Raw genomic sequence first — 12,402 nt, forward strand, 5'->3', positions numbered from 1 at the left:
CAGCTGTTGATCGATCTCCGTTGTGCGGAACTGGCGAATGCACTCGGGCTGACCTGGCGCCTCACCAGCCTCCGGCGAATCCTGATGGTGGCCGTGGTGGCCCTGTGCGCAGCCATACCTGCGGCGGGATACGCCTTTGCCCGTATTTTCGCCCTGCTGTCCGTGGATGTCCCCGCACCCGCGCTTCTCCTGCCGCTGATGACTTCGCTGGCTTTTATGTCGGGCCTTGGTTTGTTCTTCGCCGAAGCGCTGGGGCGTTACCGCAACGCCGTGTCCGGTCATCCCAATCGTGCCTACTTCCGGGCACTTGATATTCCCGCAGCACTCGTCCACGCCGTGTACGTCGTTCCCAGGCTTGTCGGCGCCGCAGGATTCTGGGTGCTGCTGGGGGCAGGCGCGATCGCGGGACTCGTCTCCGTCCAGGATCATTCGGACTGGCTGCCCGTCGCCTTGGCCGGCATGATCCTGCAGCCCATGCTCTGGATGACGGGCACGCTGCTGATCAGCCTGCGGCTGGCCGGGAACTCCGTTGATGTGGGCGCAAGGTTCAGCACGGGCCTCGCATGTGCTGCGCTGGCCGGAACCTGCGCCGGCCTGGTGGTGTCCTGGATAGTAATTCCCCGGCTGCCCCGAGGCGGGACCATCCCGAGCGCTTCCGCCGACGTGCCTGGCCAGGACCTGGGCGCCACGCCGGCCGTGCTGCTGGCGATCCTGACACTGGTCCTGGCCCTCCTCTGCGGGAAGGAGATGCGCCGGCTGCGCTCACGGTCCTTCCGACTCGACGGCGCGGATGCAACGCACAGGACCCTGCGGCTTGGACGGTCCGCCGGGTGGTACTGGTTCCGGCTGTTGCTGCGTCAGCGGCGCCGCAGCTGGCGGAAACGCGTCGAGGACCGGCTCGGCTGGGCGCTAACCGGCGCCGCGTGCGCCCTGGCTGCTGCCCGTCTGAGCGGCGCCGTCGAACGGTCCGGGCTGGGCTCCCTCCCTCCCGCGGCAGCCGCACACATGATGTTGGCGGCTGGCTTTGGCGGTGCCCTGCTCGGACTCGCCTGCGCGGAGACGACCCTGGGTGATCTTGGTCGACAGGTCCATGGCAAAACCCTGCGGGCGGCGCTGGAGCTTGGGGCACCCCTGCGGGTTACCGTTGCCGTCCACGTCACGGCCCTGTTGGCCCCCACTGTCCTCCTGGGGTTGCTGGCGTCGGCCGTAGCGTCACTCCTGCTGGGGCGCGTCGAACCAGTCCCGCTGGTGGCCGCGGTGGGTGCCTGCGCCGGCAGCATCATTGCCGAACGGCTGTTCCCTCCCCCGCGCACGGTTGACGGGGGAGCGGGGGAGCGGGGGAAAGCCTGGTCACAGCCATGGCTGCACTGATCCTCGGCAGTCTCCCGGTGGTGTGGCTGGGAGTCGCGCCGGCGCTGGCAATTTGGTTTACGCCGTTCTCTGCAGCGGCCCTACTGGGAGGAGCACTCTGGTGCGCTCACCGAAATCTTACCGTTTTGTAGAACTGGACGCCGTCGCGGCAGGCTATGGCCGCGGTCCTGCAGTGGTGAACATCAGCCAGTTGATTCTGGACAAACCAGGCATTGTCCACCTGCACGGCCCCAACGGCTCCGGGAAATCAACCTTGGTGGAGGTCCTCAGCGGCTACTTGCGGACCACCAGCGGACGGGTTCTGGTGAACGGGATGGCGGCAGCCGCATCCGAAGCGCATGAGCGACGGCGGATATGCCGCACGGAACCGGCGCTTTACCCCATGATGAATGTCCGGGACCACCTGATCTTTGCCAGCCGCTGGTGCGGTGCTGATCCCGGCCGCGCACTTGCCCGTGCCGCTGACTACGGGCTTGGACCGTGGCTCGAGGCGCCGGCGGAAACCCTGTCCACGGGCAACCGCCGCCGCTTGTGGATCATTCAATGCACCGTCGGTGACTTCGACACCCTCGTCCTCGACGAACCATTCAACGGTTTGGACGGGGAATCTACTGATGTACTCATCGGCGAACTCGAGGGCTGGGCAGCATCGCGGTGCATCGTCCTGATCGCCCACCAGCCGCCGGAGCGGCTCCGGATTGACCAGGCGGTGGCGTGGGAAGAACTTACGCGGGGCCACGCAGCGCCCATCCCGTAGGGATTTTGGGCGGTGGCGTGGCCCCGCGCAGCCAGGGGAAACGCTAGCCGAAGTACTTCGGCAGGGTGGCCTCGTGGGCTTCACGGAGTGCGTCCAGGCTCATGGTGTCGACGCCGTTGATTTCCAGGGTGCCGCCCTCGGCGTCCACAACGCCGATCCGGACGTGCGCGAAGCCGCGTGCGGTGCACATGTCTTTGAACCGGATCTCCTCGGAGCGGGGCACCGCCACGATGGCACGGCCCTGTGTCTCGGAGAACAGCGCGGTGAACAGGTCCACGCCGTCCCGGTCCAGGACATCCTGCAGCGCGATGCGGGCGCCCACGCCATAGCGAAGCGAGGACTCCACGAGGGCTGCCGCGAGGCCGCCTTCGGAGAGGTCGTGCGCGGCGTCCACCATGCCGTCGCGGGAGGCGTTGATCAGAATTTCGCCCAGAGCGCGCTCCGCCGCAAGGTCAACCTTGGGCGGCAGGCCACCGAGGTGCCCGCGCATATTGGACCATTCCGAACCGTCCAGCTCCGCCGCCGTCGTGCCGAGCAGGTAAACCGCTTGGCCGTCTTCCTTCCAGCCCGACGGCGTGCGGCGCGCCACGTCGTCGAACTTGCCCAGTACAGCCACCACGGGGGAAGGGTGGATCGGGGTGGTGCCGGTCTGGTTGTACAGCGAAACGTTGCCGCCCGTGACCGGAATGCCCAGCACCATGCAGGCATCTGACAGGCCGCGGATGGACTCGGCCAGCTGCCACATGACGTCCGGGTCCTCGGGGGAGCCGAAGTTCAGGCAGTCGCTGACGGCCATCGGCACGGCGCCGGAGGTGGCGACGTTGCGGTAAGCCTCGGCGAGGGCCAGCTGGGCGCCGTGGTACGGGTCGAGGTAGGTGTAGCGGCCGTTGGCGTCGGTCGCCAGGGCCACGCCCAGACCCGTTTCCTCGTCCACCCGCACCACACCGGCATCGTCCGGGAAAGCCATGGCGGTGTTGCCGCCCACGTAGCGGTCGTACTGGTTGGTGATCCAGGACTTGCTGCACATATTCGGTGAGGCGACGAGTTCGGCGACGGCGGCGGCGAGTTCCGCGGGGGCGGACGGGCGGCCGTCATCCTGCACGGAGCCGGTGAAGGAGTCGGCCTGCACGGCGTCCTGCCATTCGGGGCGGGCGTAGGGGCGGTCGTAGACCGGGCCGTCGTGGGCGACGGTGCGCGGGTCGACGTCGACAATGACCTCGCCTTCCCACGTGATGATGAGCCGGCCGGTGTCTGTCACCTCACCCAGCCAGGAGTACTCCACGGCCCACTTGTCCATGACCGCCTCGAACGCGGCGATGTTCTCGGGGGTGACCACGGCCATCATGCGTTCCTGCGACTCGGACATCAGGATTTCACCCGGGGTCAGGGTCGGGTCGCGGAGCAGGACCGAGGTCAGCTCGACTTCCATGCCGCCGTCGCCGTTGGAGGCGAGCTCGGACGTGGCGCAGGAAATGCCGGCGGCGCCAAGGTCCTGGATGCCCTCAACGAGGGAGCTTTTGAACAACTCCAGGCAGCATTCGATCAGGACCTTCTCGGCGAACGGGTCGCCCACCTGCACCGCTGGACGCTTGGACGGCTTGGTGTCGTCGAAAGACTCCGAGGCCAGCACGGACGCCCCGCCGATCCCGTCGCCGCCGGTGCGGGCGCCGAAGAGCACCACCTTATTGCCCTTGCCGGAGGCGTTGGCGAGGCGGATGTCCTCGTGCCGCATGACGCCGACAGCCAGGGCGTTGACCAGCGGATTGCCCTGGTACACAGAGTCGAAGACCATTTCGCCGCCGATGTTCGGCAGGCCCAGCGAGTTCCCGTAGCCGCCGATGCCGGCCACAGCACCGTGCATGACGCGGGCGGTGTCCGGGTGGTCGATGGCGCCAAAACGCAACGGATCCATCACGGCCACCGGGCGGGCGCCCATGGAGATGATGTCGCGGACAATCCCGCCAATGCCGGTCGCGGCACCCTGGTACGGCTCCACGAACGACGGCGAATTGTGGGACTCGATCTTGAACGTCACGGCCCAACCGTCGCCCAGGTTGGTGACACCGGCGTTTTCGCCGATGCCCACCAGCATGTCCTTTTTCATCTCGTCCGTGACCTTTTCGCCGAACTGGCGCAGGTGGTTCTTTGATGATTTGTAGGAGCAGTGCTCGCTCCACATCACGGAGTACATCGCGAGCTCGGCGCCGGTCGGGCGGCGGCCCAGGACCTTGACCACCTCGTCGAACTCGTTTTGCTTCAGGCCCAGTTCGGCCCACGGAAGTTCGACATCCGGGGTCGTGGCGGCGTTCTCAACGGTGTCGATGTTGAACTTTTTGGTCTCGGCGGCGGTGCCGGCCGTCCGGCCAGCCGACGTTTCCGTCATTTGTTGTCTCCCACGATCTTGTTCAGGACTGAGGTGAAGAAGCCGAGGCCCTCGGTGCCGGAGCCGGTTTCGGGTCCGAAGCCCGTCTCCACCGCGTGTTCAGGGTGCGGCATAAGGCCGACAACGTTGCCGGCAGCGTTGGAGATACCGGCAATGTCCCGGCGGGAACCGTTCGGGTTCCAGCCAACGTAGCGGAACACCACGCGGCCCTCAGCCTCCAGGGCATCCAGGGTGTGCTCGTCCGCAATGTACTGGCCGTCCTGGTTCTTCAACGGCACGGTGATTTCCTGGCCGGTGGCGTAGTCCAGGGTCCAGGCTGTGGTGTTGTTCTCCACCCGCAGGACCTGGTCGCGGCACAGGAACTTCAAATGGTCGTTCTTGATCATCGAGCCGGGCAGCAGGTGCGACTCCGTGAGGATCTGGAAACCGTTGCAGATGCCCAGGACCGGCAGTTTGGCTTCGGAGTTGGCGGCGTCGATGATCTTGGCCATGAGCGGCGCGAACCGGGAAATGGCGCCGGCGCGGAGGTAGTCGCCGTAGGAGAATCCGCCGGGAATCACGACGGCGTCGACGTCACCCAGGGTGGTGTCCGCGTGCCAGAGCGGCACCGGAGTGGCGCCGGACAGGCGGACCGCACGGACGGCATCCCGGTCATCAAGAGTTCCCGGGAAGGTGACGACGCCGATCCTGGCGCCGGCGAGCAGCGGGTGGGCGGCGACGGCGACCGCCTCACCGATCAGGGGAAGTTCAGTCATGTCAGGCCTCGACGACCTCGACGTTGACGACGTCTTCGATGACCGGGTTGGAGAGCAGGGTCTCGGCGGCGCTCCGGGCCTGGGCCAGGATTTCCTCGGTCACCTCGCCATCCACGGTGAGTTCAAAGCGCTTGCCTTGCCGGACAGAACTAAAGGCGGTGAAACCCAGCCGGGGGAGTGCACCGACAATAGCCTTTCCCTGCGGGTCGAGAATCTCGGGCTTGGGCATGACGTCGACAACGATCCGGGGCATCCGGCAACTCCTGTGCGTGAGCATTGGGTAAGGGCGCAGCGGAGTGATGCCGTCTCACGCCGATCCGCTGTGTGGTGAGAACAGCGTGACAGGGCGCTCCGCGAGCTTGCATGCCCATTCTACCGGCCGCAGAGCGTCCGGCTGCATTCGGGCCGGGAGTGTGAACGGTGCGCGGCAGCCCGAAGGGAGCCGCCGCGTGATGGCGGGCGCTACCGCCAGCGTGGCAGCGCCCGCTCTGGCTACTGCTGTGTGCCCTCAGTAGGATGTGCGCATGTCTGAGAAGCCGAAATCCATGGTCCTGCCCGTCGTTGCCGTTGCTGTTTTCGCGGGGCTGGGCCGGATGGTCCTGCAGAAAATTAAGGCCGACCGAAGGGCCCGGGAAAGCAACGTCGCCGGGCCGCTTGATGAGAAGACGAGGGCCTGGATCAGTGAGGTCGTGCGTACGCCCCGCCAGTAGGGTGCCGGGGCCGCGCCTTACGCCGGGCCCCTGACCCCCAAACCTGACGATTCGTCCCTTCACCCTGCACCCTGACTCCTGTCGATATGTGTGACAATTCTTGATTTCCTTTATGTGTTCTATGTCATATTTGGCTCTCAGTCTGTACTGTTTGAAACGGCTGGTATCCGTCGGTGCCGTGAGATGTGTTCTTTCTCCCAGTCCCGCCAGCCGATGACCCGGCAGCTAGGCCGGTCCGTTCCTTATGAAAGGTTCAACCACACGTGAAATCACCAGGAAAGAGCTTCCTTCGAAGCGGGGGACTCCGGAGGGCCGTGGCACTGACCCTGGGCTTGCCGGTTCTCTTGTCCACCGCCGCGCTCCAGCCCGCCACCGCGGCTCCGGCGGGTTCCGCTGTCGCCGGTGTGGCCCAGAAGAAACTGGATCCCAACACCTTCAGGGACGGCCGCTACATCGTGGTCCTCGCCGAGAAGCCGGCAGCCACGTACGACGGTGGCACGCCCGGACTGGCAGCCACCAAGCCGGAAGCGGGCAAGAAGCTCGACACCAAGAAGGCTGAAGTCAAGAAGTATGAAACGCACCTTGAGCAGAAGCAGGCTGAGGTTGCCGGGCAGCAACAAGTTCAGATGAAGCGGCAGTTCACTGCGGCCGTTAACGGCTTCAGTGCGAACCTGACAGCGGACCAGGCCATCAAACTGGCCAAGGACCCCGGCGTGCTGGTGGTTGCCCCCGACACCGAAAACGCCCCCGATTACTCCAGCACCGATTTCCTGAAACTCAGCGGCCCCAACGGGACCTGGAACACCAAGTTCGGCGGCCAGGACGCGGCCGGCAAGGGCGTGGTTGTGGGCGTCATCGACACCGGTTACACGCCCTCCAGCCCCTTCTTCACGGGTGAACAGGTCAAGCCGCTCGTCGGCAATCCTGTCGTCGGCGTGCCGTACCGCACAGATGACGGCAAGATCGCCATGCTCAAGTCCGACGGCGACACCTTCATTGGCGAGTGCCAGACGGGCCAGGATTTTGACGGGTCCGCCTGCAACTCCAAGGTCCTCTCCGCGCACTATTTCGCGGACGATTACCTGCGATACGTTCCCGAGGGCAGCCGGTCCCCGATCGAGAAGATCTCCCCGGTCGACGTCGCGAGCCACGGCACCCACACGGGCAGCACCGCCGTCGGCAACGCCAACGTCGAAACCTTCGTTGACGGCCGCAGCTTCGGACTCACAAGCGGAATCGCTCCCGCCGCCAAGCTCTCCGTATACAAGGTCTGCTGGGAAGACACGGACCCGAACACCGGCGGCTGCTACAGCTCCTCGTCCGTGGCCGCTATTGACCAGGCGATCTACGACGGCGTCGACGTCCTGAACTACTCGATCTCCGGTTCCACCTCCACCACCACGGACCCCGTTTCCATGGCGTTCCTCTCCGCGGCCTCCGCCGGTATCTTCGTCGCAGCCTCGGCCGGCAACTCCGGCCCTACGGCCAGTACCGTCAACCACGGCGCACCGTGGGTAACCACCGTTGCTGCCAGCAGCTTCTCCCAGGAACTCCAGGGCACCGTGGAGTTCTCCGATGGCAGCAAGTTCCGCGGCGCCAGCATCATGAACAGCGAAGTCAAGGGCGCCGGCGTCACCCTGGCGGCCGGTGCGGCCATCACGGCCGGCAACGCCAACGCTGCTCTCTGCGGCCCGGACACGCTTGATCCAGCGAAGGTCGCCGGCAAAGTCGTTGTCTGTGACCGTGGCGTTTTCGACCGCGTCGCCAAGAGCGCCGAGGTTAAGCGTGGCGGAGGTGTTGGCATGATCCTGGTCAACCTCAGCAACTCCTCGCTGGATACGGACAAGCACGCCGTCCCGACCGTTCATGTGAACCCGCCGGCCACCGAGGCCATTAAGGCCAAGGTCACGGCCAACCCGGCAATCACCGTGTCCCTTCTCAACAAGGACACCACCGGGCTTCCCCTCGAGGCCCAGCCGCAGATCGCGGGCTTCTCGTCGCGCGGTCCGCTGCTGGCCACTGATTCGGACCTGCTGAAGCCGGACGTCACTGCTCCCGGCGTCGCAGTCCTGGCCGGCGTCTCGCCGATCGGGATGGGCGGAGACATGTTCGGTTTCATGTCCGGTACGTCCATGGCCGCCCCGCACGTGGCCGGCTTTGGCGCGCTGGTTCTGGGCAAGAACCCGAAGTGGTCACCGGCGACTGTCAAGTCCGCCATGATGACCACCGCAGGTGACGTCAAGAACGCCGACGGCAGCAAAAACACCGACGTTCTCGCTACCGGTGCAGGCCAGGTGGACCCGGCCCGTGTGCTGGATCCAGGCCTGGTCTACGACGCCAACGAAGACGACTACCTGAAGTTCATCCAGGGCACCGGAACCGATCTCGGCATTCCGGGGCTGGGCAGCACCAAGGCCCGCGACATGAACGTCCCCTCGTTCTCGCTCGGTAACCTGGCCGGAAAGATCGAGGTCACCCGTACGCTGACCGCGCTCACTCCGGGCACCTACCGGGTCAAGGCCGATGTTCCCGGAGTCAAGGTCACCGTGACGCCCTCCGTCCTGACTTTCGGCGCTGCAGGCGAGAAGAAGACCTTCAAGGTGTCCTTCGAAAACCAGAATGCGGCGCTCGGCAAGTTCGCCATGGGTTCGCTCACCTGGCAGGGCGCAAACAAGAACGTCGCGTCCCCGATCGCGGTCCGTCCGCAGCCGGTCATCGCCGCCAAGGACGTGGCCTTCACCTCCGAGGGCGGTACCGGCACCGGTGCGATCAACGTCGTCTCCGGCACCAACAACCCGATCGCCATGACCCTTGACGGGCTGTCCAAGGCGGACTCATCCGCCGTTGAACTGATTCCCGGTGCCTTCACCGGCGTCACGGATGCCTCGAACTTCGTCAAGGACGTGGTGGTTCCGGCGGGAAGTCCGCTTGCCAAGTTCTCGGTGCTTTCCTCGGACGAGAATGCTGACTTCGACATGTATGTCATGACGCCCGAGGGGCCCCTCACCGTGGCCACGTCCTCGGCGAGTGAGTCAGTGTCCATTCCCAACCCGACCGCCGGAACCTACACGGTCTTCGCGAACCTTTACGCAAGCCCGAACGGGCGCGCCACCAAGGCCAGCGTGGATGCCTCGGTCCTGGTACCGAACGTGGGCAACGCGACCCTGACACCGAACCCGCTGCGGTTGGGCAACGGCAAGTCCGGGGTCGTCAACCTGAACTGGAAGAACCTCGCCGTGGGGTCCTACATCGGTCGCGTGACGTTTGCCGGAGCCAGCGATCCGACGTTCGTCAGCGTGCTGGTGACCCCGGCCGGCACGGTAGTGGTGCCGCCGACGTCAGAGGACCAGGACAGCAACGACGGTCCCGGTGACAGCGGAAATGGCGGCAGCCACGACGGCAAGGACAAAAAGGACAAGAAAGACAAGGGACAGAAAGTGAAGAAGGAGAAGGGCAAGTTCCAGAACCAGGAACTGGCCGGTCCCAACAACGCCATCTAAGCGCAGCACCAGTAGCACCAGTTCTCCTGGGTAAAGGCAATGGCCGGCGGTTTCCACCGCCGGCCATTGCCTTGATGCGTTGCAGCCCGTGCCAGCTCCCCGGGTAGGCTCCCCGTCCGGGGATCCAGTTCAGCTGGCCCCGGTGGAGCCCGCCACTCCGCCGAGCAGCGGCGCCATGGCACGCCAGCGGGCGATCTCGCAGCCATCGGTGCGGCTGAACCGGCTGTGGACTTCCCGGCCGAGGAACCAGCCGGTCACCACGGCGACCTGTGGTCCGCCGTACTGTTGCGTGCACATCTTCGGGGGGCCTGGCTTGGGGAAGAATATCTCCTCCCCGTGTTCCGCGACGGCGGCGAGGGCGGCCGCAGAGTCCGGCAGCGTGCACCCTCCGGCGAGGGTGCCGTCACTTGCCGCCAGCTGAAAAAGGTACTCGGGGGAGCCCGGGGCCTCGGTCAGGCGGATGGTGAGATTGATGTCGTCACTGCTGCGACGTTCGTGGGTGGCAGTCATGGCTGTCCTTCCGTGCGTTCTGGGGCGGGGCTGGAATTTACCGGCTGGAGAAGGGGCATGAGCTCCTGCAATAACCGCTGCCGAAGCCCCTGTGACGCGGCCGAAAATTCCCGCTGGTAGTGAACGTACTCCGCCTTGCCCGCCGGCGTTTCGATCAGGATGGCCGGATAGCCCCACTCCGACAGGTCATAGGGGGACGCCTGCATGTCCATGGCCCTGATCCGCCAGGAGAGTTCAAAGCAGTCCATCACCAGTTCGCTGGGCAGGAGCGGGGCAAGTTTGTAGGCCCACTTGTACAGGTCCATGTTGGCATGCAGGCACCCTGGCTGTTCCATGGCCCGCTGGTTTTCCCGGCTGGGCACCAGGTTGTTCAAGGGCACAGCATCTGGGGTGTAGAAACGGAAGGCGTCGAAGTGCGAGCACCGGATGCGGTTTTCCTCCACCACCTCATCGGTCCGTTCGGGACCGAGGCGAAGCCGGAGGTACTCGTGCCGGAGTTCGAATTTGTCCTGCCGGTAGACCATGGCCCATTCGTGCAGCCCGAAGCAGCCGTACTGGGCTGGACGCGCCGCTGTCCCGGCCAGGATGATCCCGGCAAACTGCAGGGCCTCCTGCCGGTCCCGGACGAACGCGCCGACGTCGACCGTTACGGCCGTTGAGTCCACCGGCAGGCCGGCGGCAGCGAGCTCACCGCCGTCGGGAATGCGGTAGTACTTCCAGCCGGCCCGCTCGGCGGCGGCGGGACCGGTGAGAACCACGCCGGCTCCGGGGTGCCAGCGCTGCAGCTGCCCGGGTTTCTGGGTGTAGTAGGTGAAGAGGAAGTCTTCCACCGGATGCTTGGTGCCCGCGGACCGCCGGGCAAGGTACGGGTCAGCGTAACGCCGGACGCGCGCCTGATGCGCGGCTTGGCGGGGGAGCCAGTCTTCCTGCTCGAGGGCGTGCAGCTCAGACAGCTCCGCCGGTGGAGCCAAGGACGTCCTTGGCGGCATTCCAAGCGGCGATCTCGCAGCCGTCGCGCAGGCTGAAGGTCGCTTCAACCGGCCGGCCGTCCACGACACCGGTGACCGTAGCCTCCTGCGAACCGCCGTACTGCTGGGTGCAGGCCTGGTCGGTTGCCCGCGGTTCGGGACTAAGGAGCGCTGCGTTGTTCTTAACGGCGGTGCAGGCGGCGGCGGCAGCGGGATGCTGGCTCTCTGCTGACGGGACGCCGTCCACGCAGACCAGGGTGAAGTTCGCAGGCGTGCCGGTTGCGGACGGTTTGACCGTAATGGCGAGTTCGGCGTTGCCCTGTCCGGGTCCCGAGGGAACGGGCGTTGCAGACGGCGAGGGAGCCGGAGTTTTCGTTTCAGTATCCGCTGAGGGGGTGCCGGTCGCAGACGCGCTGGCGCTGCCCGTGGCGTCAGGGGCAGAGGTCGATGGCGACGGCGTAGTCCCCGCCGAGCAGGCGGCCAGTCCGGCCACCGCCATCAGAACGAGCGCGGCGTGGGTAAGTTGCTTGCGCATCAGCAATCCTCCTGTTTTTTGCCCAGTCTACCGCCGGCGCGTGCCGTCCGAGGGGGTCTTTGTGGCCGCAATCAGGTCCATCATGGTGGCATGCAGCTGGCCGACCTGTTCGCGGGTCAGGCCCAGTCGCTCCATCATGGTGCCGGGCACGGCCGTGGCCTGTTGCCGGAGCGCGGCGCCGAGCGGGGTCAGGTCCACGGCCAGGGTCCGTTCGTCCCCAGCCACACGCCGGCGCGTGATGAAACCGGCCGTCTCCAGGCGGCGCAGCAGAGGCGAGATTGTGGCCGGCTCCTGGGCGAGGGCGCCGCTGATGTCGCGGACGGAACGGGGGCTCGCCTCCCAGAGGCACAGCATCACAAGATATTGGGGGTGCGTCAGGCCGAGCTTGTCCAGGACCGGCTTGTACGCACCGACCACACTGCGGGACGCCACCGTGAGCGCGAAGCAGAGCTGGTGCTCGAGCAAAAGATCCTCCCGGGCTTCGTTGGTCACATCAGTCACGTGGGCCTCCAAATAGTTAGTGCACTAATCATTAGCGTACACTGAGAGCATCGTCTAGTTCCTAGGAGTGATTGGGATGGCCAAGAACAACGCCGAGAACGGCTCGCAGAGGTTCATGCGGGCGACAGGCAAGCTCCGGATGATTTTTGGGCCGGCCAACCGCAGTGCTCTCGGGCATGAGATGACGGAGCAGAATCAGCAGCTTCTGGCCCAGCGCGAAGCTGAAACCCAGCAATGGGAGACCGTTCACCGCGCGGATGGCAGCACCTACGTCGTGCCCCGGAACCCCGGCGACAAATCGCTGCGCTGAACCGCCCCCCGCGTTGTCCGCACACAACGCTCACGTTTTGGCGGACGCCCGCCATGCCTTTTCCCGCCGTCGGGCGTAAAATGAGGGCACTGGGACCAGCCG

Annotated in this window: 12 protein-coding genes; 5 read left to right on the forward strand and 7 right to left on the reverse strand. The window is 65.8% G+C overall.

The annotated features are described in order from the left end of the window. The first annotated feature begins 6 nt into the window (after positions 1 to 6). Together RCH15_RS15025 and RCH15_RS15030 are read left to right on the forward strand one after the other, a co-directional pair. Positions 7 to 1,371, forward strand: coding sequence for a hypothetical protein (locus tag RCH15_RS15025; protein WP_326961468.1), 1,365 nt, complete (start codon positions 7 to 9; stop codon positions 1,369 to 1,371). Between the two features lie 100 nt (positions 1,372 to 1,471). Next, positions 1,472 to 2,128: an ATP-binding cassette domain-containing protein gene (locus tag RCH15_RS15030; protein ID WP_326961469.1), complete on the forward strand. Its 657-nt coding sequence runs from the start codon at positions 1,472 to 1,474 to the stop codon at positions 2,126 to 2,128. A 43-nt stretch (positions 2,129 to 2,171) separates the two neighbouring features. Here the strand turns inward: RCH15_RS15030 and purL are convergent, their stop codons facing one another. The 3 genes from purL to purS are packed head-to-tail and all read right to left on the reverse strand — an operon-like array spanning position 2,172 to position 5,519. Then, positions 2,172 to 4,511: a phosphoribosylformylglycinamidine synthase subunit PurL gene (purL, locus tag RCH15_RS15035; protein ID WP_326961470.1), complete on the reverse strand. Its 2,340-nt coding sequence runs from the start codon at positions 4,509 to 4,511 to the stop codon at positions 2,172 to 2,174. After that, complete coding sequence (gene purQ / locus RCH15_RS15040) at positions 4,508 to 5,266, reverse strand: phosphoribosylformylglycinamidine synthase subunit PurQ (RefSeq protein ID WP_326961471.1); 759 nt, start codon at positions 5,264 to 5,266, stop codon at positions 4,508 to 4,510. Before purQ ends, purL begins: the two co-directional genes overlap by 4 nt. 1 nt (position 5,267) lies before the next feature. Continuing rightward, positions 5,268 to 5,519 carry a phosphoribosylformylglycinamidine synthase subunit PurS gene (gene purS, locus RCH15_RS15045; protein WP_326961472.1) on the reverse strand — a complete coding sequence of 84 codons (252 nt, stop codon included), beginning with the start codon at positions 5,517 to 5,519 and terminating at the stop codon, positions 5,268 to 5,270. 271 nt (positions 5,520 to 5,790) lie between these two features. Between purS and RCH15_RS15050 the strand changes: the two genes are divergently transcribed. Both RCH15_RS15050 and RCH15_RS15055 read left to right on the forward strand, forming a co-directional pair. Next, a complete protein-coding gene (locus RCH15_RS15050) occupies positions 5,791 to 5,976 on the forward strand; it encodes a hypothetical protein (RefSeq protein WP_326961473.1) in 186 nt (61 codons plus the stop codon). A gap of 263 nt (positions 5,977 to 6,239) precedes the next feature. Then, positions 6,240 to 9,476: a S8 family serine peptidase gene (locus RCH15_RS15055; protein ID WP_326961474.1), complete on the forward strand. Its 3,237-nt coding sequence runs from the start codon at positions 6,240 to 6,242 to the stop codon at positions 9,474 to 9,476. A gap of 129 nt (positions 9,477 to 9,605) precedes the next feature. On the opposite strand, the gene RCH15_RS15060 is transcribed toward RCH15_RS15055, so the two are convergent. Genes RCH15_RS15060 through RCH15_RS15075 form a run of 4 tightly spaced genes read right to left on the reverse strand, consistent with a single transcriptional unit; the run spans position 9,606 to position 11,990 of the window. Next, complete coding sequence (locus RCH15_RS15060; protein WP_326961475.1) at positions 9,606 to 9,986, reverse strand: serine protease inhibitor; 381 nt, start codon at positions 9,984 to 9,986, stop codon at positions 9,606 to 9,608. Continuing rightward, entirely contained in the window at positions 9,983 to 10,975 is a 993-nt protein-coding gene (locus RCH15_RS15065; protein ID WP_326961476.1) for a 3-methyladenine DNA glycosylase, read from the reverse strand. Before RCH15_RS15065 ends, RCH15_RS15060 begins: the two co-directional genes overlap by 4 nt. After that, positions 10,932 to 11,489: an SSI family serine proteinase inhibitor gene (locus tag RCH15_RS15070; RefSeq protein WP_326961477.1), complete on the reverse strand. Its 558-nt coding sequence runs from the start codon at positions 11,487 to 11,489 to the stop codon at positions 10,932 to 10,934. Before RCH15_RS15070 ends, RCH15_RS15065 begins: the two co-directional genes overlap by 44 nt. A gap of 27 nt (positions 11,490 to 11,516) precedes the next feature. Then, positions 11,517 to 11,990 carry a MarR family winged helix-turn-helix transcriptional regulator gene (locus RCH15_RS15075; protein WP_326961478.1) on the reverse strand — a complete coding sequence of 158 codons (474 nt, stop codon included), beginning with the start codon at positions 11,988 to 11,990 and terminating at the stop codon, positions 11,517 to 11,519. Between the two features lie 76 nt (positions 11,991 to 12,066). Here RCH15_RS15075 and RCH15_RS15080 point away from each other — a divergent pair, with 76 nt between their 5' ends. Further along, positions 12,067 to 12,300: a hypothetical protein gene (locus tag RCH15_RS15080; RefSeq protein WP_326961479.1), complete on the forward strand. Its 234-nt coding sequence runs from the start codon at positions 12,067 to 12,069 to the stop codon at positions 12,298 to 12,300. Positions 12,301 to 12,402: the final 102 nt, after the last annotated feature.

The organism is Arthrobacter sp. MP_M4, assembly GCF_035984855.1.
Taxonomy (GTDB): domain Bacteria; phylum Actinomycetota; class Actinomycetes; order Actinomycetales; family Micrococcaceae; genus Arthrobacter.

Coding starts and splice junctions, on each gene's coding strand:
- RCH15_RS15070 (WP_326961477.1), bottom strand. CDS start 11,489: ATGCGCAAGCAACTTACCCACGCCGCGCTCGTTCTGATGGCGGTGGCC.
- RCH15_RS15060 (WP_326961475.1), bottom strand. CDS start 9,986: ATGACTGCCACCCACGAACGTCGCAGCAGTGACGACATCAATCTCACC.
- RCH15_RS15065 (WP_326961476.1), bottom strand. CDS start 10,975: ATGCCGCCAAGGACGTCCTTGGCTCCACCGGCGGAGCTGTCTGAGCTG.
- purS (WP_326961472.1), bottom strand. CDS start 5,519: ATGCCCCGGATCGTTGTCGACGTCATGCCCAAGCCCGAGATTCTCGAC.
- purQ (WP_326961471.1), bottom strand. CDS start 5,266: ATGACTGAACTTCCCCTGATCGGTGAGGCGGTCGCCGTCGCCGCCCAC.
- RCH15_RS15050 (WP_326961473.1), top strand. CDS start 5,791: ATGTCTGAGAAGCCGAAATCCATGGTCCTGCCCGTCGTTGCCGTTGCT.
- purL (WP_326961470.1), bottom strand. CDS start 4,511: ATGACGGAAACGTCGGCTGGCCGGACGGCCGGCACCGCCGCCGAGACC.
- RCH15_RS15080 (WP_326961479.1), top strand. CDS start 12,067: ATGGCCAAGAACAACGCCGAGAACGGCTCGCAGAGGTTCATGCGGGCG.